Annotated in this window: 23 protein-coding genes; 8 read left to right on the top strand and 15 right to left on the bottom strand. The window is 70.3% G+C overall.

Features of this window, described 5'->3' with window-relative positions:
* Window positions 1-5 precede the first annotated feature (5 nt).
* On the top strand, window positions 6-827 hold the full coding sequence (locus WJM96_RS03215) for a metallophosphoesterase family protein (protein ID WP_424810978.1): 822 nt from the start codon (window positions 6-8) through the stop codon (window positions 825-827).
* On the opposite strand, the gene WJM96_RS03210 is transcribed toward WJM96_RS03215, so the two are convergent.
* From WJM96_RS03210 to WJM96_RS03200, 3 genes are read right to left on the bottom strand one after another with little or no spacing between them, the layout of a single operon-like run.
* On the bottom strand, window positions 828-1,760 hold the full coding sequence (locus WJM96_RS03210; protein WP_424810977.1) for a hypothetical protein: 933 nt from the start codon (window positions 1,758-1,760) through the stop codon (window positions 828-830).
* Entirely contained in the window at window positions 1,760-5,257 is a 3,498-nt protein-coding gene (gene metH, locus WJM96_RS03205) for a methionine synthase (protein WP_424810976.1), read from the bottom strand. Before metH ends, WJM96_RS03210 begins: the two co-directional genes overlap by 1 nt.
* A 12-nt stretch (window positions 5,258-5,269) precedes the next feature.
* A complete protein-coding gene (locus tag WJM96_RS03200) occupies window positions 5,270-6,208 on the bottom strand; it encodes an ArsR/SmtB family transcription factor (protein WP_424810975.1) in 939 nt (312 codons plus the stop codon).
* Between the two features lie 43 nt (window positions 6,209-6,251).
* On the opposite strand from WJM96_RS03200, the gene WJM96_RS03195 reads away from it, so the two are divergent.
* Complete coding sequence (locus tag WJM96_RS03195) at window positions 6,252-6,572, top strand: hypothetical protein (protein WP_424810974.1); 321 nt, start codon at window positions 6,252-6,254, stop codon at window positions 6,570-6,572.
* 6 nt (window positions 6,573-6,578) lie between these two features.
* On the opposite strand, the gene WJM96_RS03190 is transcribed toward WJM96_RS03195, so the two are convergent.
* Window positions 6,579-7,037: a MarR family winged helix-turn-helix transcriptional regulator gene (locus tag WJM96_RS03190; protein WP_424810973.1), complete on the bottom strand. Its 459-nt coding sequence runs from the start codon at window positions 7,035-7,037 to the stop codon at window positions 6,579-6,581.
* A 51-nt stretch (window positions 7,038-7,088) separates the two neighbouring features.
* On the opposite strand from WJM96_RS03190, the gene WJM96_RS03185 reads away from it, so the two are divergent.
* From WJM96_RS03185 to WJM96_RS03170, 4 genes are all read left to right on the top strand, one after another.
* On the top strand, window positions 7,089-8,240 hold the full coding sequence (locus WJM96_RS03185) for a homogentisate 1,2-dioxygenase (protein WP_424810972.1): 1,152 nt from the start codon (window positions 7,089-7,091) through the stop codon (window positions 8,238-8,240).
* Window positions 8,237-9,238 carry a fumarylacetoacetate hydrolase family protein gene (locus tag WJM96_RS03180; protein WP_424810971.1) on the top strand — a complete coding sequence of 334 codons (1,002 nt, stop codon included), beginning with the start codon at window positions 8,237-8,239 and terminating at the stop codon, window positions 9,236-9,238. Before WJM96_RS03185 ends, WJM96_RS03180 begins: the two co-directional genes overlap by 4 nt.
* A gap of 58 nt (window positions 9,239-9,296) precedes the next feature.
* Complete coding sequence (locus WJM96_RS03175) at window positions 9,297-10,481, top strand: M20 aminoacylase family protein (protein ID WP_424810970.1); 1,185 nt, start codon at window positions 9,297-9,299, stop codon at window positions 10,479-10,481.
* A gap of 75 nt (window positions 10,482-10,556) precedes the next feature.
* The gene (locus WJM96_RS03170; RefSeq protein WP_424810969.1) at window positions 10,557-10,829 is read left to right on the top strand and encodes a hypothetical protein; all 273 of its coding nucleotides are present in this window, start codon (window positions 10,557-10,559) and stop codon (window positions 10,827-10,829) included.
* Window positions 10,830-10,910: 81 nt separating this feature from the next.
* Here the strand turns inward: WJM96_RS03170 and WJM96_RS03165 are convergent, their stop codons facing one another.
* The 6 genes from WJM96_RS03165 to WJM96_RS03140 all read right to left on the bottom strand — a co-directional run bounded on the left by WJM96_RS03165 (window position 10,911) and on the right by WJM96_RS03140 (window position 17,500).
* A complete protein-coding gene (locus WJM96_RS03165) occupies window positions 10,911-12,401 on the bottom strand; it encodes a tripartite tricarboxylate transporter permease (RefSeq protein WP_424810968.1) in 1,491 nt (496 codons plus the stop codon).
* 3 nt (window positions 12,402-12,404) lie between these two features.
* Complete coding sequence (locus WJM96_RS03160) at window positions 12,405-12,887, bottom strand: tripartite tricarboxylate transporter TctB family protein (protein WP_424810967.1); 483 nt, start codon at window positions 12,885-12,887, stop codon at window positions 12,405-12,407.
* A 4-nt stretch (window positions 12,888-12,891) separates the two neighbouring features.
* A complete protein-coding gene (locus WJM96_RS03155) occupies window positions 12,892-13,842 on the bottom strand; it encodes a tripartite tricarboxylate transporter substrate binding protein (protein WP_424810966.1) in 951 nt (316 codons plus the stop codon).
* 99 nt (window positions 13,843-13,941) lie between these two features.
* A complete protein-coding gene (locus WJM96_RS03150) occupies window positions 13,942-14,706 on the bottom strand; it encodes an SDR family NAD(P)-dependent oxidoreductase (RefSeq protein ID WP_424810965.1) in 765 nt (254 codons plus the stop codon).
* Window positions 14,707-14,744: 38 nt separating this feature from the next.
* A complete protein-coding gene (locus WJM96_RS03145; protein ID WP_424810964.1) occupies window positions 14,745-15,776 on the bottom strand; it encodes a zinc-dependent alcohol dehydrogenase in 1,032 nt (343 codons plus the stop codon).
* A 2-nt stretch (window positions 15,777-15,778) separates the two neighbouring features.
* Window positions 15,779-17,500 carry an acetolactate synthase catalytic subunit gene (locus WJM96_RS03140; RefSeq protein ID WP_424810963.1) on the bottom strand — a complete coding sequence of 574 codons (1,722 nt, stop codon included), beginning with the start codon at window positions 17,498-17,500 and terminating at the stop codon, window positions 15,779-15,781.
* A gap of 92 nt (window positions 17,501-17,592) precedes the next feature.
* On the opposite strand from WJM96_RS03140, the gene WJM96_RS03135 reads away from it, so the two are divergent.
* Entirely contained in the window at window positions 17,593-18,270 is a 678-nt protein-coding gene (locus WJM96_RS03135) for a GntR family transcriptional regulator (protein ID WP_424810962.1), read from the top strand.
* A gap of 61 nt (window positions 18,271-18,331) precedes the next feature.
* On the top strand, window positions 18,332-18,943 hold the full coding sequence (locus tag WJM96_RS03130; RefSeq protein ID WP_424810961.1) for a hypothetical protein: 612 nt from the start codon (window positions 18,332-18,334) through the stop codon (window positions 18,941-18,943).
* On the opposite strand, the gene ptsP is transcribed toward WJM96_RS03130, so the two are convergent.
* The 5 genes from ptsP to WJM96_RS03105 are packed head-to-tail and all read right to left on the bottom strand — an operon-like array spanning window position 18,944 to window position 22,997.
* Complete coding sequence (gene ptsP / locus WJM96_RS03125; protein WP_424810960.1) at window positions 18,944-20,779, bottom strand: phosphoenolpyruvate--protein phosphotransferase; 1,836 nt, start codon at window positions 20,777-20,779, stop codon at window positions 18,944-18,946.
* Complete coding sequence (locus WJM96_RS03120) at window positions 20,769-21,071, bottom strand: HPr family phosphocarrier protein (protein ID WP_424811816.1); 303 nt, start codon at window positions 21,069-21,071, stop codon at window positions 20,769-20,771. The genes ptsP and WJM96_RS03120 overlap by 11 nt, the downstream gene beginning before the upstream one ends.
* Window positions 21,072-21,127: 56 nt before the next feature.
* Complete coding sequence (locus WJM96_RS03115) at window positions 21,128-21,571, bottom strand: PTS sugar transporter subunit IIA (RefSeq protein WP_424810959.1); 444 nt, start codon at window positions 21,569-21,571, stop codon at window positions 21,128-21,130.
* Window positions 21,568-22,554: an RNase adapter RapZ gene (gene rapZ, locus WJM96_RS03110; protein WP_424810958.1), complete on the bottom strand. Its 987-nt coding sequence runs from the start codon at window positions 22,552-22,554 to the stop codon at window positions 21,568-21,570. Before rapZ ends, WJM96_RS03115 begins: the two co-directional genes overlap by 4 nt.
* Complete coding sequence (locus WJM96_RS03105; RefSeq protein WP_424810957.1) at window positions 22,551-22,997, bottom strand: HPr kinase/phosphorylase; 447 nt, start codon at window positions 22,995-22,997, stop codon at window positions 22,551-22,553. The genes rapZ and WJM96_RS03105 overlap by 4 nt, the downstream gene beginning before the upstream one ends.
* Window positions 22,998-23,030 lie beyond the last annotated feature (33 nt).

Genomic DNA, 23,030 nt, shown 5'->3' with positions numbered 1-23,030 from the left:
GCCCCATGTCCTTCCGCATCGCGCAAATCACCGACACGCATCTCTCGCCGGCCCGTCCGCTCTTCGACGGGAATTTCGCGCCGCTCGCCGAGGCGCTGCGCGACGCGCGGCCCGAGCTCGTGATCCACACCGGCGACCTCTCGCTCAACGGCGCCGATTCGGATGAGGACCTGCGGCATGGCGCCGCCATGATGAGGAGCCTCGGCCTCGACTGGGTGGCGGTCCCGGGCAACCACGATGTGGGCGACGACCTGACGCTGCCCAGCAAGCAGCCCGTCTCCGTCGAGCGCTTCGCGCGCTGGGAGAATTGCGTGAGCCCGCTCGGCTTCTTCCGCGACGTGCCGGGCTGGCGGATCATCGGCCTCGATACCCAGGGCTTCGCAGCCAATGAGGGCCATCGCGAGCGCATCGCCGCCGCCATTCGGGGCGCCGGCCCGCGCCGCATCGCGCTGTTCCAGCACAAGCCGATCACCGAGGAGGCGCTGGCCGACACCGCCGTCAACTACTGGCCGCTGCTGCCCGCCCCCCGCGCCGAGCTGCTGGCCATGTTCGGCGGTCGCCGCCCCGACGTGATCGCGAGCGGCCATGTGCACCAGTGGCGCGACCGCGAGGCCGACGGCATCCGCCAGATCTGGGCGCCCGCCGTCGCCTTCATCGTGGGCGATGCCTTCCACGTCCCGGTCGGCCACAAGCTGCTGGGCTGGATCGAGCACGAGTTCCACGAAGATGGCCGCCACGAGGCGCATCTGCACGCGATGGAGAACCTGACCCCCTACGACCTCGGCGAGATCCCCGAGGCCTATGGGCCGCTGACGCGGGCGGCCTAGCTACCTGCGGCGCCTGGGGACGACCCTCTCCGGCACGGGCCGGTAGACCACCTCTTCCAGCAGCAGCCGCAGGTCGCGGCTCATCAGCGCGATGCGCGCCTCCAGCAGGTCGAGCATCGCGTCCCGCCGCTCCATGTCGCCCACGGAGAACTCGCCCTCCGGGTCGAAGAGAGGCTCGATATCGTCCTCGTCGATCAGGCCGGCCGAGCGCCACTCGGCCACGATCTCCTCGGCGATGGAGCGCGAGTCCGGCGTGTCGCGGCGCGTGAGGTAGCGCCAGACCGTGGGCGGGAAGAGGCTGGAATTCGCCGGCTGGCGGAAGACCTCGTTCAGCAGGTTCGCGCGGGTGCTGAGCCGCCCGGTGGAGGAGCCGAAGAGGATCGCGCCGCCGACCATCGCCTCGGCCGCGCCGCCGACCACGCCCGCGATATCGCCGGCGTTGGAGGAGCCGGCCATGGACAGGCCGCCCGAGGCCGCGGCCGTCGCCGCGCCGATCAGGATGCCGGCAAGGCCGAGGTTGCGGGTGCGCCGCGCCTCGATGCGCTGAAGCTGGCCGCGCAGCTGGTCGCCGCGCTCGCCCTCGCAATCGATGGCGGCCAGCGTCGCGTTGACGTCGAGCATGGCGAGCAGGACGCGATGCGTCAGCCCCTGCCGCGCCAGCAGCAGCGCCGTGCCGCCATCCGCCCGGCGCTCCGCCTCCAGGATGTCCGCGACCGGGTCGAGCGCGCCGATGATCTCGGCCGTCTCCAGCGCATCGGCGTCGAAGCCCGCGCGCGTAAGCGCCACGGTCTGGCCGGGCCGCGGCTGCGGCACATCGCGCGCCGCGCGGTCGAGGCGCGCGGCGCAGAAATTGTCGCTGATGGTGGGGCGCTGCGCCGTCGCGCAGGCGCCCAGCAGCGGCAACATCGCCAGCAGGACGAACGCCCCGCGCATCAGACGGAGAAGTACTTCGCCCGCGGGTGATGCAGCACGATGGCGCTGGTGCTCTGCTCCGGATGGAGCTGGTACTCGTCCGAGAGATCCACGCCGATGCGCTTCGCGTCGAGCAGCTTCAGAAGCGGCTCCTGGTCCTCCAGGCGCGGGCAGGCCGGGTAGCCGAAGCTGTAGCGGCCGCCGCGGTAGCCCTGGCTCAGCATCTTCTCGATGTCGCGCTCGTCCTCGCCGGCGAAGCCGAGCTCGGTCCGGATGCGCTTGTGCGTGACCTCGGCCAGGGCCTCCGCCATCTCCACGCCGAGGCCATGGAGGTAGAGGTAGTCCTGGTAGCGGTTCTCCTCGAACCACTCGCGCGCCACGTCGCTCGCCTTCTGGCCCATGGTGACCACCTGCAGGCCCACCACGTCGCGCTCGGCGTCATCGACATCGCGCACGAAGTCGGCGATGCACTCGCCGTCGTCCTTGGGCTGGCGCGGCAGGGTGAAGCGCGTCACCTCGGTCTTGCCGTCCTCCTCGAAGAGGATGAGGTCGTTGCCCTGGCCTGCGCATTTCCAGTAGCCGTAGATGGCCTGGGGCTTGAGGATCTTCTGGTCCTCGGCCAGCGCCAGCATGCGCTTCAGCACCGGCCGCAGCTCCTGCTTCGCCCAGCCGATGAAATCCTCCAGCGAGCGGCCGGCTTTCCGGAAGCCCCACTGGAACTGGTAGAGGCTGCGCTCGTTGATGAACGGAACCAGCGCCTTGGGGTCCGTCTCGATCACCTTGGCGCCCCAGAAGGGCGGCTTCGGCACCGGCTCACCGGCCGTGAGGCGGCGGCGGCGGGACTGCGCGTAGTTCACGTCCACCGGCGCGAAGCCGCGCGGATCGGCCTGGCCGAGCACGCGCTTCTCGTTGCGCGACTTGCCCGCGCGCTTCGTCTGGATGGCGGCGAGGTAGCCCTCGAAATCGTTGCCCATCACCTTGTCCATCAGGTGCAGGCCGTCGAAGGCGTCGCGCGCATAGACCACGCGGCCCGAGGCATAGGCCTTCACGCAATCATCCTCGACGTAGTTGCGCGTCAGCGCCGCGCCGCCGAGCAGGACGGGGATGTCCACGCCCTGGCGGCTCATCTCCTCCAGGTTCTCGCGCATCACGACGGTGGACTTCACGAGCAGCCCGCTCATGCCGATGGCGTTCGCCTTGTGCTCGCGCGCCGCGTTCACGATCTCGTTCAGCGGCACCTTGATGCCGAGGTTCACGACCTTGTAGCCGTTGTTGGTCAGGATGATGTCGACCAGGTTCTTGCCGATGTCGTGCACGTCGCCCTTGACGGTGCCGAGCACGATGATGCCCTTCTCCTGACCCTCGACGCGCTCCATGTGCGGCTCGAGATAGGCGACGGCGGCCTTCATCGTCTCCGCGCTCTGCAGCACGAAGGGAAGCTGCATCTTGCCCGCGCCGAAGAGCTCGCCCACCACCTTCATGCCGTCCAGCAGCACGTCGTTGATGATGGCGAGCGGCGCGATGCCCTGGGCCAGCGCATCGGCCAGCTCGTCGTCCAGCCCCTTGCGGTCGCCGTCCACGATGCGGTCCTTGAGGCGGCCCTCCACCGTCTCGGCCTTGGGCTTCTGCACGGCGTCCGCGGCCTTCCGGCCGGAGAACATCTCCAGCACCTTGGCCAGCGGGTCGTAGCCTTCCTCGCGCCGGTCGAAGATGAGGTCCTCCATGACCTTCACCTCCTCGGGCGGGATGGCGTGCAGCGGCTTGATCTTGGAGACGTGGACGATGGCGCCCGTCATCCCCGCCTTCACGGCGTGGTCCAGGAACACGCTGTTCAGCACGTGCCGCGCGGCGGCGTTCAGGCCGAAGGAGATGTTGGACAGGCCCAGGATGATCTGGATGTCCGGGAACTCCTCCCGGATCTGGCGGATGCCCTCCAGCGTCCAGAGGCCGAGCTTGCGGTCGTCCTCGTTGCCCGTCGCGATGGTGAAGGTCAGCGGGTCGATCATCAGGTCGGACTGCGGCAGCCCGTGCCGGTTGCAGGCGAAGTCCACCAGGCGCCGCGCGATGCGGACCTTGTCCTCCGCCGTCTTCGCCATCCCCACCTCGTCGATGGTGAGCGCGATGACGCCGGCGCCGAACTTCTTCGCGAGGATCATGCGGTCCGTCGCCGCGCCCTCGCCTTCCTCGAAGTTGATCGAGTTGATGATGGGCTTGCCGCCGTGCAGCTTCAGCGCCGCCTCGATGACCGGCGTCTCGGTGCTGTCGATGACCAGCGGCGCGTTCACGCTGGAGGTGAAGCGGGTGATGACCTCGCTCATCTCGCGCATCTCGTCGCGGCCGACGAAGGCGGTGCAGATGTCGAGGCTGTTGGAACCCTCGGCCACCTGCTCGCGCCCGATGGAGAGGCAGGCGTCCCAGTCGTTCGCCTCCTGCGCCACGCGCCAGGCCTTCGAGCCGTTGGCGTTGCAACGCTCGCCGATGGAGAAGTAGGAATTCTCCTGCCGCAGCGAGACCGCCGAGTAGAGCGAGGCGACCGAGGGCACCCAGTAGTACTTGCGCGCGACCGGCGCCGGCCGGTGCTTCGCGCCGCCGAGCTTGCGCAGCATCGCGTCCTGCCCCGCGATATGCGGCGTCGAGGTGCCGCAGCAGCCGCCGATCAGGTTCACGCCGTCCTCCAGGACGAAGCGCTCCATCCAGCCGGCCATCTCCTCGGCGCCGAGCGGGTAGTGCGTCTTGCCGTCCACCAGCTCCGGCAGGCCGGCATTGGGCTGCACGCTGATCAGGCCCGGCCAGTTGCGGCTGAGCCAGCGGACATGCTCCGCCATCTCCTGCGGGCCGGTGGCGCAGTTGAGGCCGACCAGCGGCACGTCCAGCGAATGGATCACGGCGGCGGCCGCGGCGATGTCCGGGCCGACGAGCAGCGTGCCGGTCGTCTCCACGGTCACCTGCACGAAGATGGGAATGTCGCTCTTGGTCTTCGCCTTGGCGATCTTGGCCGCGTTCACCGCCGCCTTGATGAAGAGCGTGTCCTGGTTGGTCTCGGTCAGCAGCGCATCCGCGCCGCCGGCGATGAGGCCGAGGCACTGGGTCGTCAGCGCCTCCTCCAGCTTGTCGTAGCTGATGTGGCCGAGGCTCGGCAGCTTGGTGCCGGGGCCGATGTCGCCCACCACCCAGCGATGGCGCCCGTCCGCGAAGCTCTCCGCCGCCTCGCGCGCCAGCTCCACACCCACCTTGTTGATCTCGAAGGCGCGGTCGCCGAGCTCGAACTCGTCGAGCGTGATGGGGCTGCCGCCGAAGGTATTGGTCAGCACCATGTCCGAGCCGGCTTCGTAGTAGCCGCGATGGATCTCGCGCACGATGTCGGGGCGCGAGAGGCTCAGGACCTCGGTGCAATTCTCCTTGTCCCAGTAGTCCTTCTCGACATCGAGGGTGAGCGCCTGCACGCGGCTGCCCATGCCGCCGTCGCAGAGCAGCACTTGGTCACGAAGGGCATCGAGAAGGTGCGGACGTGTGGACATGGTGTCCCTTTATCAGGCGTTGCTGAGGGCGTGCGCGGGAAGTTTCTCCGCACGCCAGATGCGGACACGGAGCGGCCCGCCGATATCCCCGACAGAGGCGATGGCGCAGCCCGCCTCGCCCAGCCAGCCAGCCATCTCGGCATCGTCGAAGCCGGGCCAGCGGTGGACGTAGCGGTCGAGCAGCGCGGCCTCGCCATGGGGGGCGAGGTCGGCCACGAGAAGCGTGCCGCCCGGGCGCAGCACGCGCGCGGCCTCGGCCAGCGCGGCCTGCGGCTCCTCGGCGTAGTGCAGCACCATCTGCAGGGTGACGGCGTCGAAGGATCCGTCGGCCAGCGGCAGGCGGTACATGTCCGCCTGGCGCACGGTGCAGCGCTCGGCCAGGCCGCGCTCGGAGAGGCGCGCGCGGGCCAGGGCCAGCATCTCGCGGCTCGCATCGACGCCAAGCGCGCGGCGCGTGCGCTCGGCCACCAGCTCCAGCAGGCGGCCGGTGCCGGTACCGATGTCCAGCAGCGTGTCGATATGGGGCGGCAGCGCCTCGAGCAGCGCGGCCTCGATGGCGCCGGCGTCGAGGCCGAGGGCGCGCATCTCGTCCCAATCCATGCCGTCGCGCTGGAAGGCGTCGGAGGCGGCGCGGGCGCGTTCCGCCGCAATGCGGGCGGCCTGGCGGCGGTCCGATTGCAGGACCGGCTCCTCCTCCGGCAGGCGCGCCAGGAGGATACGGACCAGGCCCGCGCCGGCCGGAACCTGGAAATAGGCGTTGGGGCCCTCGGGGATGCGTTCCAGCAGCCCGGCTTCGGTCAGCAGCTTGAGGTGGCGCGAGAGCCTCGGTTGCGATTGGCCGAGGACCGCGCAAAGCTCCGTGACGCAGAACGCCCCCCGCGCGCAGAGCGCGAGCAGGCGGAGCCGGGTGGGCTCGGCCGCCGCGCGCAGCTGGGAGAGGAGTGCATCCATGATCCCCCTTCAAATGGCATAAAGATATCCTTATGTCCAGCCTATGACATGGCACCTCGACGCGAGAATCCCGGTTTTCCTGTTCCCTGACGACGGGGCGCTGGACGCTGCCTTGGCCGAGGGCAAGCCGGCCGCGGTGCTGCGCTTCTCCGCCGGCCAGGCACCGCACGCGGTGGCCTGCGCCTGCTGCGAGGGGCGCGGCGAGGCGGCGCAGGCGCTGGACCGGCTCTTCCAGGGCCGGGTGCGCGGCACGGTGCCCTGGTTCAACCGGGTGCTGGTGCTGGATGAAGGCTGCGCGGGCGAGGAGGTCCGGCAGGCCGTGGCGGGAGACCGCGTCGCCGCGGCGCGCTATCGCCTGGGCTGAGGCCAGCTAGTCGATCCCCTCGCCCTCCCCCGCCAGCCGCTCGCCGATGACGCCCAGGGCGCGCCGCAGCACCGCGACCTCGGCGGCGTCCAAGCCGGCCAGCAACTCATCCTCCAGCGCGCGCGCCATCGGTACGATGGCCGCATGCATGCGGGCGCCGGCGGCCGAGAGGTCCAGCCATTGCAACCGCGCATCGGCGCGATCGGCCCGCCGCAGCACCAGCCTGCGGTCCAGCAGCAGCGCCACCGCGCGGCTCACCTTCACCTTGTCCATCGCCGTGCGGGCCGCGATCTCGCGCGCCGGCAGGGGCCCGAAGCGGCCTAGCACGGCCATGACCCGCCATTCGGGAATGGTGAGGCCGAATTCCCTCCCGTACCGGCTGGCGAAGAGGCGCGAGACGCGGTTCGCCGCCACCGAAAGGCGGTAGGGCAGGAAATCCTCCAGCAGGAAGGCCGGCTTTGACATCGGTTTCATATGAAACTAACTTCGCCCGCGCATCAAGGCGGAGGAAACGCCATGTCCAGCAAGCAGTACATCGCCTTTCCGCGCAGTGCCGGCCTCACCTCCCGCCAGGCGCATGCCGACCTGCCCGAGGGCAGCTACGAGCGGGAGCTGGGCAAGGAAGGCTTCTTCGGTCCCGCCACGCACATGTACCACGCGCATCCGCCCACCGGCTGGACGCATTGGGACGGCCCCCTGCGCCCCCGCGCCTTCGACCTGGCGCAGATCAACGCCGAGCAGGCGAGCCCCTGGGACGCGGCCGAGATCCTCTTCAACGCGCATTGCCGCCTGCGCTTCTGGCGCGCGCCGCGCGCGATGGACCACCTGGCGCGCAACGCGGATGGCGATGAGCTGCTCTTCATCCATACCGGGCGCGGCCGCCTCTTCTGCGACTACGGCCACCTGCCTTTCCGCGCGGGCGACTACATCCTGCTGCCGCGCAGCACCATGTGGCGCATCGAGTGCGACGAGCCGGTCTCCGCCCTGCTCATCGAGGCGACCGGCAGCAGCTACCAGCTGCCGGACCGCGGTATCCTCGGCAAGCACGCCCAGTTCGACCCCGCGATGCTGGAGACGCCAGCGATCGACGAGGCCTTCCGCGACCAGCAGGGCGAGCGCGAGACGCTGGTGCGCATCAAGCGCAACAACGCGCTCTCCACCGTCACCTATCCGTTCAACCCGCTCGACGCGATCGGCTGGCATGGAGACCTCTCGCCCGTGCGGCTGAATGTCGAGGATATCCGGCCGGTGATGAGCCATCGCTATCACCTGCCTCCCAGCGCGCACACGACCTTCGTCGCCAACCGCTTCGTCGTCTGCACCTTCGCGCCGCGCCCCTTCGAGACGGATCCCGGCGCGCTGAAGGTGCCCTTCTTCCACAATAACGACGACTACGACGAGGTGCTGTTCTATCACGCGGGCGACTTCTTCAGCCGCGACAACATCCATGCCGGCATGATGACGCTGCACCCCTGCGGCTTCACCCACGGCCCGCACCCCAAGGCGCTGGGCAATGCCTTCACGCCCAAGAAGGCCGCCACCGACGAGTACGCCGTCATGCTCGACACGCGCGACGCGCTGGAGACGGGCGAATGGGCCAAGCGCGTGGAGTGGCAGGACTACGCCTATTCCTGGCGCGTGAAGCCGGAAGCGAAGGCCGCCGAATGAAGCTCGCTTCGCTGAAGGAGGGGCGCGACGGGCGCCTCCTCCTGGTGTCGCGCGACCTCTCGCGCTCCGCGCCCGCCGCGGCCGCGAGGACGCTGCAAGCGGCCCTGGATGATTGGGATTCGGTGCTGCCCGCGCTGCGCGCGGAATGGGAGGCGCTGGAATCCGGCGCCACCGCCGGCGCGCCCTTCGACCCGGCGGCCTGTGCCAGCCCCCTGCCCCGCGCCTATCAATGGGCCGACGGCTCGGCCTATGTGAACCATGTCGAGCTCGTCCGCCGCGCGCGTGGCGTGGAGATGCCGCCGAGCTTCTGGACAGACCCGCTGATGTACCAGGGCGGCAGCGACGGCTTCCTCGGCCCGCGCGACCCGATCCCCCTCGGAGACGAGGCCTGGGGCTGCGACTTCGAGGGCGAGATCTGCGTGATCACCGGCGATGTGCCCTATGGCGCGACGCGCGGCCAGGCCGCTTCCTCGATCCGCCTGCTGATGCTCACCAACGACGTCTCGCTGCGGAACGTCATCCCCGGCGAGCTGGCCAAGGGCTTCGGCTTCTTCCATGGCAAGCCCGCCTCCGCCTTCTCGCCGGTCTGCGTGACGCCCGACGAGGCGGGCGCCGGCTGGGACGGAGCCAAGCTCTCCGGCGCGCTGCACTGCACGCTGAACGGCATCGCCTTCGGCAAGCCCGATGCCGGCACCGACATGACCTTCGACTTCCCGACCCTCATCGCCCATGCGGCGCGGACGCGGGCGCTGGGCGCGGGCACCATCGTCGGCTCCGGCACCGTTTCCAACAAGCAGGGCTCGCTGCATGGCTCGACGGTGGCGAATGGCGGCCTCGGCTACGCCTGCATCGCCGAACTTCGCATGTACGAGACCATCGAGACGGGAGCGCCCCTGACGCCCTTCATGCGCCACGGCGATACCATCCGGATCGAGATGCTGGATGCCGCCGGCCGGAGCCTCTTCGGCGCGATCGACCAGAAGGTGGCCCCTCCCTGACGTTGCGCGGCCGGCCCGATGGCGCGAAACTGCCGGCACCATCGCAACGAGGACTTCCGTGGCCAATCCCGTCGAGCACATCGCCCAGTGGCAGGATGAATTCACCGCCATCCGCCGCGACATCCATGCCCATCCCGAGCTGGGCCTGGAGGAGCATCGGACCGCCGCCCTGGTGGCCGAGAAGCTGAAGGCCATGGGGATCGAGGTGCATGCGGGCGTGGGCCAGACCGGCGTCGTGGGCGTGATCCGCAACGGCAACGGCCAGGGCCGCATCGGCCTGCGCGCCGATATGGACGCGCTTCCCATGTCCGAGGCCAACGGCTTCGCCCATGCCAGCACCGTGCCCGGCAAGATGCATGCCTGCGGCCATGACGGGCACACGACCATGCTGCTCGCGGCCGCCAAGTACCTTTCGGAAACCAAGAACTTCGACGGCACCGTCCACCTCATCTTCCAGCCTGGCGAGGAGGGCGCGGGCGGCGCGCTCGCCATGCTGGAGGACGGGCTGTTCGAGCGCTTCCCCTGCGACGCGGTCTTCGGCCTGCACAACCGCCCCGGCCTGCCCGTGGGCGAGTACGGCCTGCGCCCCGGCCCGATGATGGCGGGCGTCGCCTTCTACGACATCATCGTCACCGGCAAGGGCGGCCATGGCGCCCGTCCGGAAGCGACCTTCGATCCCGTGGTGATGGGCGCCGCCATCGTGCAGGCGCTGCAATCCGTGGTCGCCCGCAACGTGCCGGCGGTGGAGCGCGCCGTCCTCAGCATCACGCGCTTCGACGCGGGCAATGCCTACAACGTCATTCCCAACGAGGTGCGTCTCGGGGGCACCGTGCGCGCCTTCTCGAACGAGATCATGAAGCTCGTCGAGGACCGCATGCGCGCCATCAGCGAAGGTGTCGCGGCCGGCCTCGGCGGCAAGGCGGAGCTCGACTTCCGCGTCATCACCACGCCGCTGATCAACGACGCGATGGAAGCGGTGGCGCTCGGCGACGCCGCGGCCGCGATGGTCGGCGAGGCGGGCGTGAAGCGCGAGTTCCCGGCCGTGATGGGCGGCGAGGATTTCGCCTACATGCTGGAGAAGTGCCCGGGCGCCTACATGGTCGTCGGCAATGGCGACACGGCCGAAGTCCACAACCCCAGCTTCGACTTCAACGATGCCGCAATCCCCTACGGGGCGGGCGCGCTCGCGGCGCTGGTAGAGACCAAGCTCGCGCGAGTGAAGACCGAGCAGCCGGATAACTGATACGCCGCGCTGCGCGCCCATGCGGCGGCGGGGGATCCGGGGGCGGCACAGCGCATCGCATTGACGGAGAAGCGAATGGATGCGGCAGCCCTGAAGGCACGCGAGGACGATGCGGGGCTTTCCGCCCCGCTCGCCGCGCTGTGGTGGGATTTCAAGGGCGATTGGCAGCGCGCCCATGAATTCGCGCAATCCGTCGAGACGGAGGAGGGCGCCTGGGTGCATGCCTATCTGCACCGCAAGGAAGGCGACCTGAGCAATGCGGACTACTGGTACCGCCGCGCCGGAAAGCGTCGGCCCACTTACCCGTTGGACACGGAGTGGGCCGACATTGTGACAACTCTCTTTTGATACCCTCAAAGGCCGGGCACGGCCTCCAGCCGTTTGGCTTCGCGCTCGCGGCCCGAGGCTAAGCCTCGGGCCGAAGGCCGGTCAGTCCGCCACCCGCGCGCGATTCTTCAGCAGCACCGCCGCCGACAGCGTCAGCGCCGCGGCCACGATGAAGCCCAACGCGATCGGCCGCTCCAGCAGGATCGAGAAATCGCCGTCGGAGATCAGCAGGCCCTGCCGCAGCGAACGCTCGAAGGTCGGTCCCAGCACATAGGCCAGGATCAGCGGCCCAAGGTCGAAGCCGCCGCGCCGCAGCACGAAGCCCAGCAGGCCGAAGCCCACCGCCAGCATCACGTCGAACGCCGCGAGGTTGCTGGAATAGACGCCGATGACGCAGATGCCGAGGATCGCCGCCGCCATGAACCGCCGCGGAATGAGCAGCGCCTTCACGAAGAGGCCGACCAGCGGCAGGTTCAGGATCACCAGGATGAAGTTGCCGAGATACATGGAGGCGATGACGCCCCAGTAGATCTCGGGCTGGCGCTCCAGGATCATCGGGCCCGGCTGCACGCCATGGATCAGCAGCGCGCCCAGCAGCAGCGCCGTGACGGCGTTGGACGGAATGCCGAGCGTCAGCAGCGGGATGAACGCGCCGGCCGTGCCGGAATTGTTCGCCGCCTCAGGCCCCGCGACGCCTTCCACCGCGCCCTTGCCGAACTCCTCCGGATTCTTCGCCAGCCGCTTCTCCACGGCATAGGAAAGGAAGGAGGCCAGCACCGCGCCGCCGCCCGGCAGCAGGCCCACCAGGAAGCCGAGCACCGAGCCGCGCAGCACCGGCGCCACGGAACGCTTCGCTTCCTCCTTGTTGGGCATGAAGCCCAGGAGGGAGCTCGGCGGCCGCAGGATCTCGGCCTTCGTGTCCTTCACCAGCGCCAGGTACAGCAGCTCCGACAGGCCGAAGAGGCCGAGGGCCAGCGGCGTGATGTTGATGCCGTCCACCAGCTCGTTGATGCCGAAGGTGAAGCGCGGCGTGCCGGAGATGGGGTCGAGCCCCACCGTGCCGAGCAGCAGGCCGAGCAGCGCCATCAGCCCCGCTTTCGCCAGGCCCGAGGCCGCGAAGAAAGCGATGAGCGAAAGCCCCGCCAGCATCAGCGCCGCGTATTCCCAGGGCCCGAAGGCGATCACCAGCTCCGCCAGGATGGGCGAGAGCAGCATGACGCCCAGGATGCCCACCGTGCTCGCGAAGAAGGAGCCGATGGCCGCGATGCCGAGCGCGGCGCCCGCGCGCCCCTTGCGCGCCATCTCGTAGCCGTCGATGCAGGTGACGACGGATGACGCCTCGCCCGGAATGCGCATGAGCACCGAGGTCAGCGTGCCGCCATAGGCGACGCCGTAGTAGATGCCGGCGAGCAGGATGATCGCGCCCGTCGGGTCCAGCTTCAGCGTGATGGGCAGCAGCAGCGCGATCGTCGTCGCCGGGCCGAGGCCGGGGAGAACGCCGACCACCGTGCCCAGGAAGGCGCCGATGAGGCAGAGGGTGAGGTTCTGCCACGTCGAGAGGATGGCGAAGCCGTGCAGGAGACCGTCGATCATGGCTTACGCGCCCCTCAGCAGTCCGAAGGAATAAAGAACCCGTTCCGCCACGCCGGAGGGGAAGGGCACGCCCAGCGCCGTGCCGAAGATGAGCGTGATGCCGGCCGTCAGCAGGACGCCGTAGAGCACGGCCTGGAACCAGGAGGTGCGCTCGCCGAAGCGCAGCATCACCACCGTGCCCACCACCATGGGCAGGATGAAGCCGAGATAGGGCAGCGTGATCGCGACCCCCAGCATGGCGATGCCGTAGGCCAGGAAAGTGCGGTTGCGCCAGGGCGCCTCCCCGCCTTCCGGCTCCACGGTAGGGTCGCCCGGCCATGCAAGGACCGCGAGGGCCACGATGCCGAAGAGCACCGAGAGCACCTGCGGCAGCAGGCCGGGGCCGGGGCCGTCCCAGCCCCAGCTGTCGAGCTTCGCGGCCTCGAACCAACCGAGGATGGCGAAGAGAAGGCCGCCCAGGGCGACGAGGCGCGCGGTACGGGTCATGCGCTTACCGACGACGCGCCAAGCCGGCTTCCCGCAGCTGCGGGCCGAAGCGGTCATGCGCCTCGCGCACCGACTGCTCGAACTGCTGCGGCGTCATGAGCGAGGAGACCATGCCGAAGCGCTCCAGGATCTCGCCCAGGGCCGGCTTCTGCGCGGCTTCGGTGAAGGCGCGCGTCAGGATGGCGGCGCGGTCCTCGGGGATGCCCTTGGGGCCGATGAGGCCGATCATGGAATCCACCAGGACATCGATGCCCTGCTCGCGCAGCGTCGGGACGTTGGGGAATTCCTTCCAGCGCTGGGCGCTGCCGGAGGCCAGCAGGCGCAGGCGGCCGGACTGCAGCGCGGGCAGCATCTCGGGCGGGTTCTGGATCACCGCGTCCACATGGCCGCCGAGCGCCGCCGTCACCGCCTCGGCGCCCGAGCCGAAGGGCACGAACTGGAAGCGCGCGCCGGTCAGGCGGGCGATGTCGAACATGCCGATGTTGTTCGGCGCGCCCGTGGCACCGAAGGTCGTGCGGCGCGTCTTCGCGGCGTTCACCAGGTCCTGGATCGTCTGGTGCGGCGATTCCGCGCGCACGGCGATGCCGTAGAGGTAGCGCGCGAAGGACGGCAGGAAGGTGAAGCTGTCGTTGGTGTAGCTCACGTCCAGCATGTGCGGCGCGATGGCAAGGCCGGCGAGGCCCGTGGTGCCGATCGTGTAGCCATCCGGCCGCGCGGCCGCGATCTGCTGCACGCCGACCGTCCCCTGCCCGCCGGGGCGATTCACGATCTGCACCGGCACGCCGAGGATCTTCTCCGCCTCGGAGGCGATGGCGCGCGTGGAGACGTCGGTGGAGCCGCCCGCGCCGTACTGCACGATGACGGTGATCTCGCGCTCGGGCCACGCGGCGGCGCGGGCGATCTGCGGCGCGGCGATGACGGCGGCGCCGGCGGCGAGGAGAGTACGGCGTTGCATGTGGTTTTCCTCCGGTGTTGAAACTCGTGCGCGCGGGCGCGCGGCTGGAGCAGGCCGCATCCGGATGATCGTCCGGATGCGTGAAGATGCTCGCAGGGGCTACGGCATGTAGCTGCCGCCGCCCACGTCGATGGTCGTGCCGGTGAGGTATCCGGCGGCGTCGGAAGCGAGGAAGTGGACGACCTCCGCCACCTCCTCCGGCTCGCCGAGGCGGCCGAGCGGGATGCGGGCCAGGAAGGCCTCGTTCATGCCCGGGGCGGCGCCGGCCACCATGTCGGAATTGATGCGGCCCGGCGCCACGCTGTTCACCGTGATGCCGTGCGGACCGAGCTCCGCGGCGAGGTTGCGCGCGAAGCCCATCAGGCCCGTCTTGGACGCGCCGTAGTAGGAACCGGTGATGGTGCTCGCCACGCGCGCGGCCTGGCTCGTCATCATCACGATGCGGCCCCAGCCGTTCTTCTTCATGACGGGAATGGCCTCACGCGAGAGCATGAACGGCCCGGTGAGGTTCACGTCGAGGACGCGGCGCCACTCCTCGGTCGGCATGTCCTCGACCATGCGCTTGCGGCCATCGACCTTGGGCGAGATGCCGGCATTGTTCACCAGCACGCCGAGCTTCGGCCACCAATCGCCCAGCACCTGCGGCAGCGCGCGGATCGCACCCTCGTCCGCGACGTCGAGGCGGATGGCGCGGGCCTGATGGCCCGCCGCGGCGATGGAGGCGGCGGTCTCGTCCACCTTGTCCAGCACGTCGGCCAGCACGACGGGATGGCCCGCCGCGGCGAGGCGCCGCGCAATGGCGGCACCCAGGCCGCGGGCCGCGCCCGTGACGAGCGCGACGCGCCCCGCATTCTGTTCCGTCATTCTTTTCGTTCCTTCCCCTTGCCGCGTGCCGTCCGGCATCACGGCATCAGGATGACCTTGCTCGCCGCCCGCTGGCGCGAGAGCTCGAAGCCCTCCAGCCCGCGGTCGAGCGGCAGTCGGTGGGTGATCATCGGGCGATAGGCTTCCGGATCGCGCGCCAGCAGCGCGATCACGCGCTCCCACGTGCGATGCTCGGAGCCGTGCGAGGCGCGGAGCTGATGGCGGTTCCGCACGAAGACCGTGAGCGGCAGCGTCAGCGGAGCGGCATGGATGCCCGCCGCCACCAGCACGCCCTCGCGCTTCAGCACGGGCAGCGCATCGGTGATCGACGGCGGATAGCCCGTCGCCTCCAGCACCACGTCCACCGGCTTGCCGCCCGTGATCTTCAGCACCTGTTCGCCGAGCGGCCCCTCGCCCACATCCACGATGTCGTGGAAGCCGAGCTGGCGCAGCACGTCGTAGCGCGGCGCGTCGCCGCGCCCGGCGATGATCACGCGGCCCGCGCCGGCGGCGCGCGCCATGAGCGCGAGGCCCTGGCCGATCGTGCCGGGGCCGAGCACCAGCACCGTGTCGCCCAGGCCGACATCGCCCACAAGCACCGCTTCCGTCGCGACCGCCAGCGGCTCGACGAGCGCGCCGAGCTCCGCATCCACCGCGTCGGGCAGCGGCAGGGCATTGCCCGCCTGCACGTTCAGCAGCCGCTGGAAGCCGCCATCGGCGGTGAGGCCGAGGCTGAGGCGCGCGCCGCGCTGGCGCGGGTCGCCCGGCCAGGCAATGGTGCCGTCGCCGCGCTGGATGCGCGGATGCACCGAGACGCGCATGCCCTTCTCCATCGCGACGCCGGGCCCCACGGCCACGATGCGGCCGGAGAACTCGTGCCCCATGGTCAGCGGCAGGTACGGCACGATGTGCTGGTAGCCGTCCGTCCACTCATAGGCATGCACGTCGCTGCCGCAGATGCCGCAGGCCTCGACCTGCACCTGCACCTCGCCCGGGCCGGGCGCGGCCGGCTCGGGGATGTCGAGCAGCTGGAGGCCGAAGGCGGCCTCCGTCTTGCGAAGGGCGAGCATGCTCAGAACGGCTCCGGGTAGTGCCCACTGTAGAGGTTCAGCGGCGGCTTGCCGTTCGGATCCGTCAGCACCTCGATGAGCGCGGGCTTGCCGGAGGCGAAGGCGGCATCCAGCGCCGGGCCCACATCCTCGCCGCGCGTCACGCGGACGCCGGAGATGCCGCAGGCGCGCGCGATGGCCGAATGGTCCACGTCGGCGAAGTCGCAGGCGATGGTGTGGTCGCCGTACTTCGCGTCCTCGGCGTGCTTCTGGAAGCCCAGGATGCCGTTGTTCAGCACCACCACCGTCACCGGCACCTGCAGGCGGAACAGCGTCTCGAGCTCGGCCCAGGAATGGCCGAAGCCGCCATCGCCCACCAGCGCGACCACGCGCTTGCCCGGCGCGGCCACCTGCGCGCCGATCGCGAGCGGCACGCCCCAGCCGAGGCCGGCCAGGCCGCGCGGCGAGAGGAAGCGCTGACCCGCGCGCTTCGCCGTCATGTAGATGTTGATCCAGTTCGACGAGTAGGAGGCGTCGGCCACCATGATGCCGTCGGCCGGCAGGCGCTTGTCGATCTCGGTCGCGACGCGCTCGGGGCGCACCGGGCCGCCGTCGCGCGTGGTCACGTCCGCGACCAGCTTGCGCCAGCCCTCGACGGCCTTGGCGATGGTCGCCTCCAGGGCCGGGCGCGCGGCGGCGCGGGCCTTGAGGTCCTGCTTCAGCATCGCCTCGCGCAGCGCGGCCAGCGTCAGCTTGGCGTCGCCCGTCAGGCGCAGCGCCTCGTAGTTGCGGCCGATCTCCGACGGATCGGGATCGATGTGGATGTAGCGGGCGTTGCGCGGATAGAGCGTCCAGCTGTCCGTGCCGTTCTGGTTGGTGCGGTTGCCCACCAGCAGCACGACATCCGCCTCGCTGATGAGCGGCTTCAGGTCACGCGAGCGCGCGCCGAGACCCATGGTGTTGCCGACCACGCCGATGGAGAGCGCATGCGTCTCGTCGACGCTGCCCTTGCCCATGAAGGTGGTGGCGACGGGCAGGTGGCCGTCCTGCTGCAGCGCGGCCAGCTCCTGCGCCGCGTCGGAAATGTGGATGCCGCCGCCGGCGATGATCACCGGGCGCTCGGCCTGGGCGAGCAGGGCCGCGGCCTCCTCGATGCGCTTCGGATCGGCCAGCGTGCGGTCCAGCGGGAAGGTGCCGAGGTTGGCGCGGCGGTGCGAGGCGGCGGCCGCCTTCTCCAGCAGCAGGTCGGCCGGCAGCAGCAGCACGGCGGGGCCGGGGCGGCCCGAGGTCGCGGCCGTGAAGGCCATGTCCACGTAGTCTTCCAGGCGGTCGGCGCGGTCGATGCGGCGCACGAACTTCGCCACGCCCTCGAAGAGCTTGACGTGGTCCAGCTCCTGGAAGGCGTTCTTGTCCACCGCGTCGCGCGTCACTTCCTGGACCAGCGCGATGACGGGGATGGAGACCTTCATCGCCTCGGCCAGCGGCGGGACCAGCAGGGTCGCCGCGGGGCCGTTCTGCGCGGTGACGACGCCGACCTTGTGCGAGATGCGCGCATAGCCGTCGGCCATCGTGCCGCCCATGTTCTCCTGACGGTAGACGGTCTGGCTGATGCCGGCATTGGGCGCGGCGAGATGGAAGGCCGAGGGAAGGCTCTGGCCGAAGGTGGTCGTCACGCCGTGGCGGGCGAAGGCCTCGGCCAGGCGAAGGGCAACGGTCGCATTCGGGGTAGCAGAGCCATCGGGCATCGGCGCTTTCCTCCTAGTTGGTGTTGGTGTTTGCAATAACAAACTTGATGTCGCTTGACGGGTCAACCCTGCCTCGCGGAGAATCAGCGCGGATGGACAACTTCGAATTCGAACCGGTCGACCGCGAGGACACGCTTGCGGAGAAGGTCTACCGCCGCCTGCGTGGCGCGCTGGTGGCCGGGCGACTCGTGCCCGGGGAGCGGCTGGTTCACCGGCTGCTCGCCAAGGAGCTCAACGTCAGCCCCACCCCGGTGCGGGAGGCGCTGCTGCGCCTCGTCTCCGAGGGCGCGCTGGAGCTGGACGGGCGCGGCATCGCCTGGGTGCCGCGCCTCGCCGTCGACCGCTACTCCGAGATCATGGAGCTGCGCGTGGAGCTGGAGGGCCGCGCCGCCGCCCGTGCCGCGGAGCTCGCGACCCCCGCGCAGATCGAGATGCTGGAAGCCGTTCAGCAGCGGCTCATCGAGGCCCGCTTCCGGCTCGATGCGCGCACGGTGCTGCTGGAGAATGAGCGCTTCCATTTCGGCGTCATCTCCATCGCCCGCATGCCCGTGCTGCAGCGCGTGGTCGAGAGCCTCTGGGTGCAGGTGGGGCCGACGATCAACCTGCTCTTCAGCGTGCCGCGCCAGACCTCCGCCGAGCGGCATCCGCACGCCGCCTGGCTGAAGGCCATGCACGCGCACAATGCCGCCGACGCCCGCGCCGCGGTGACGCGCGACCTGCGCGAGCATGCGGCCGAGGTGGTGCGCGTGCTGGAGCGCGAGGCGCCCTAGGCCCTCGCCTTTCAAAACCGCGCCCCCGATACTCGCGACGTCGAATCCCTGGGAGTGCAAGATGAGGCGGCTGCTCACGATCCTGACGGAGGGGGCGATGGTCGTCGTCCCGCTGGGCGCCGTGGCGCTGCTTGTCATCGCGATCGTCCGCCGGCTCGCGGCCGCGGCCGATACGGTCGCTCCCGGCTATGTCCATCCGCTGGTCGCGGCCGTCCTGCTGGGGGTGGTGCTGCTGCTGGTGGTGGGGCTGCTGGTCAGCTCCGCGCCGGGAAGGCGCATGCGCCGCTTCCTCGAGGGCTCGATCTTCGATCGCATTCCCGGCTACCGGCTGGCGAAGGTCGTCACCGGCGAGGGGCTGCTCGCCACCGGGAAGGGCAAGGGAATGCGCCCCGCCCTCGCCTCGATCGAGGAGGGCTGGTGCCCCGCAATCGTGACGGAGGAGTTCGCGGACGGGCGGCTCGTGGTCTTCGTGCCAGGCTCGCCCGCGCCCATGTCCGGCACGCTCTACATCTTCACGCCGGAGAGGGTCCGGTTCCTCGACGTGCCGATCCTACCATTCATGCAGAGCGTGGCGGCCTGGGGCCTCGGCCTGCGGGAGCTGCTGGAAAAGGCGGAACAGGCGCGGCCCGCGGAGCCGCCGCCCCTGCCGCCGCCCGCGCCGATCCGGAGCTGACTACTTCGCGCTGAAGCGCTCGACGAGCTGGGCGATCCTCGCCGGGTCGCTCTGTTCCATCACGCGCCGGGCGAAGCGGGCGCAGTCGTCGATGTTGAGGCTGCGGATCGCCTGCTTCACCCGCGGCACCGAACTCGCATTCATCGAGAGCGTGCGCAGCCCGAGGCCGAGCAGCAGCGGCACCAGCTTCGGGTTCCCCGCCATCTCGCCGCAGACCGAGACGGGCATGCGCAGGCGCAGCGCGGCTTCGGTCGCGAACTGCATCAGGCGCAGCACCGCGGGGTGCAGCGGGTCGTAAAGATGGGCGACGTCGATCTCCGCGCGGTCCACCGCCAGCGTGTACATGGCGAGGTCGTTCGTGCCGATCGCGAAGAAATCCGCCTCCAGCGCGATGGCGTCCGCGGCCAGCGCGGCGCCCGGCGTCTCGATCATGGCGCCGAGCGGCGGCAGCTTGTCGGGGATGCTGTCGCCGCGCCGGCGCAGTCGGCGCGCGACGCGCTCGTAGATCTCGCGCGCCTGCGCCACTTCCGAGGGCACGGTCACCATCGGCAGCAGGATCCGAACCTGGCCGAGCGTCGCGACGCGCAGGATGGCGGCGAACTGCTCCTCCAGAAGGTCCGGCTTCTTGAGCAGCAGCCGGATGCCGCGCAGCCCGAGCGCGGGGTTCGGGCCCGTCGGCACCGGCACGCCTTCGGCCAGCGCCTCCATATCCTTCTCGCCGCCCCAGTCGAGCACGCGGATGGTCACGGGATCCTGGCCCATCGCCTCCACGATGCCGCGATAGGCCTGCACCTGCGCGTCCTCGTCGGGCAGATCCTCGCGGTTCATGAAGAGGAACTCGGTCCGCAGCAGGCCGATGCCGACAGCGCCCGCGGCGGCGATCAGCGGCAGCTCGGCCGGGATCTCGAGATTGGCCTGCAGCTCCACCTGCTGGCCGTCGGTCGTCTCGGCGGGCAGGCGGCGCAGCTTGGAGAGGCGCGTGCGCTCCTTCGCCTGGGCGGCGAGGCCCTCCTTGGCGGCGGCCAGCGCCTCGGGCCCCGGATGCAGCGTGAGCGCGCCCGTGGTGCCGTCCAGCACCACCGGGTCGCCACGCCGGGCGGCGGCCGTTAGCCCGTGGCAGCCCAGCACGGCGGGGATGCCGAGGGCGCGCAGCATGATGGCCGTGTGGCCGTCCGCACCACCCTCCTCGGTCGCCACGCCGGCCACGCGGCCGGGCTCCAGCAGCGCGGCATCGGCCGGCGTCAGCTCGTCGGAGATGAGGATGGCGCCCGGCGGCACGTCCTTCAGGCTGCGGAAAGGCGTGGCCAGCAGGTTGCGCGTCAGGCGCCGCCCGATCTCGCGCACCTCGGCGGCGCGGCGGTTCAGCCCGGCCTTGTCGTCGTCCTTCGTCGCGAGAATGGCGGCGGCGATGGCCTCGGCCTCGTCCTGCACGGCGGTCTCGGCCGCCAGCAGCTCGTCGCCGATACGCTTGCGCGCGCCGCGCAACAGGCGCGAATTCCCCAGCATGAGGATATAGGCGTCGAGCAGCGGCTCCAGCTCGGCCTGGGCTTCCTCGGGCAGGACGGAGAGCCGGGTCTTGAGCTTGCCGACCTGCTTGCGCGAAAGGGCGGCGGCGTCGGTGAGGCGCGTGCGCTCCGTCTCGACCTGGTCGGCCGCGATGCGGCGGCGGGGCGCCTCGGCGGGCTCCTCCGTCGTGTCGTAGATCGTCGAGATGACGATGCCGGGCGAAACCGGGATGCCGCGCAGCTTCTGCTCGGCACGGACGAGCGCGCGGCTCGGGCGTCGCGGCCCTTCGGCGGGCCGGGATTCGGGCTTGCCGCTGCCCTCAGTCTTCATGGAAGCCGGCTTCGATCAGCCCGGCTACCGCATCCAGCGCCTCGCGCGCGTCCCAACCCTCAGCCTCCAGCGTCACTTCGCTTCCCTTTCCGGCGCCCAGCATCATGAGCCCCATGATGGAACAGGCGGGCACCGTCTGCCCAGCCCGGCTGAGGGTCAGGCAGGCGGAATAACGCTCAGCCAGCGCAACGAGCTTGGCGGCCGCGCGCGCGTGCAGGCCACGGCTGTTCACGATGGTCAGGGTGCGCTTCAGCACCAGCCCGTCGCCGCCGCAGCCGCACCCCTCTTCCACCGGCGCGGGGGCGGCGTGGATATGGGGGTTATAGCCCTCTTCCGTGGGCCATTCGTTCATGTGTCGTGTCCGTTCTCGGGGGGTTTCGGCAGGACGGCAGCGCCGTTCATCGGCAGGTCGGCCGCGGCGGTGATGTACTTGCGCCCGGCCTTGGCGGCATGGTCGACCGCCTCGGCCAGCGGCTCGCTGCCGCGGATCTTCGCGAGCTTCACGAGCAGCGGCAAATTCACGCCCGCGATCACCTCCACGTTCTTGTGGTCGCAGAGCGAGAAGGCGAGGTTCGACGGCGTCCCGCCGGCGATGTCGGTGAGCAGCACGACGCCGTCGCCCTGGTCGACATCCGCGATGCGCGCGCTGATATCCGCGCGCCGGTTCTCGAGATCGTCCTCGGGGCCGATGCAGACGGTCGCGACCGCCTTCTGGGGGCCCACGACGTGCTCCATGGCGTGGCGCAGCTCGAGCGCCAGGCGGCCATGAGTGACGAGCACCAGGCCAATCATGATGGGGTATTCGCAGTCATCGTCATGGAGGGGCTTTTGACGGCCTTGTCGTGATCGGGGGGTTCGGGGTGCGCGGTGCGGGTTGGGGGGGCCGCCGGCGCGGTGCTCATATCATGTGTCGGGGTCAATTCCCGATGTGTCAGATCCGCACGCCAGCCCTGCTGCCGGAGATGGGCTGTTAACTTTTCCGTGACAAAAACGGAACGATGCCGCCCGCCTGTGCAGCCGAGGGCGATGGTCAGGTACTTCTTCCCCTCGGCCACGTAGCGCGGCAGCAGGGGCTCGATGAAGCCGGTCAGGCGGGTCCAGAATCCAGCGAAATCAGGATCCGCCGCGACATATTCGGCGACCGCCGCGTCACGTCCCGTCAGGGGCTTCAGGACCGGGTCGTAATGCGGGTTGGCCAGGAAGCGCAGGTCGAAGACCAGGTCGGCCTCGCGCGGCAATCCTTTGGGGAAGGCGAAGGACTGGACATGGATCGCCAGGCCGGGCGCCCCCTCCGGCCGGAAACGGCTCTCGATCATGCGGCGCAGATCGGGGAGCGGGAGGTGCGAGGTGTCGAGCACCAGTTCCGCCGCCTCGCGCAGCGGTGCCAGGAGCGCGGCCTCCCGCGCGATGCCGTCCTGCACACGGCTGCCGAGCGGACCGCCCGGCGCGAGAGGGTGGCGGCGGCGCGTCTCGGTGTAGCGGCGGAGCAGGACGTCCTCTTCCGCCGTGGCGAAGACGAGGCTCGGGACGATACCGGGCTCGGCCTTGAGGCGCGCCAGCGCGGCCAGCACCTCCTGCGCGTCGAAGCCGCGGGTGCGCGCGTCGATCCCGACCGCGAGCGGCCCGAAGCTTTCCTCGACCAGGGCGCCGAGAATGGCGAGAGGCGGGTTGTCCACCGACTCGAAGCCCAGATCCTCGAGCGCCCGCAGGATCGACGCCTTGCCGGCGCCGGACATGCCCGTGACCAGCACGAATGGCCGGGATTCCACCGTCACGCGGCGAAGGCTCCGCAATGCATCGTCACGCGCCCCGTCAGCGCGCCCAGCGCCATGGACAGAACCTCCGGCGCGGAGGGCGCGGCGGCGTCGAGGCTGAGCAGCGGCACGGAGACGCCCAGCGCCTGCCAGGTCGCCGGCAAGGGCAGGCGCGCGATCTGGGCCCGCGCCGCGATCCGGGCCACCAGGCGCAGGGGCGCCGCGCGCCAGGCGAGGCCGCCCACCAGCCCAAGGCCGAAGACCTCCATGCGCCCCGCCAGGGCGGCGGGCGGCGCGGCCATGAGGCGGCCTTGATCGCTTTCGAGCATCACCTGATCATCCGCGACGAGACTCCAGCCCCTCGCCATCAGGCGCAGGAGCAAATCCGACTTGCCGCCGCCCGGGGGAGCAAGGATCAAAACCGCCTCGCCGTCCAAAGCTGCACAGCTTGCGTGCTGAAGCATCCGGGCTGCCAAAATGTTTCAACAGATTACTTT

It is taken from the genome of Roseococcus sp. YIM B11640, from assembly GCF_049727625.1.
GTDB lineage: Bacteria > Pseudomonadota > Alphaproteobacteria > Acetobacterales > Acetobacteraceae > Roseococcus.
Note: the sequence above shows the minus strand (reverse complement) of the source record. Positions and strands in the feature narration are given on the sequence as shown.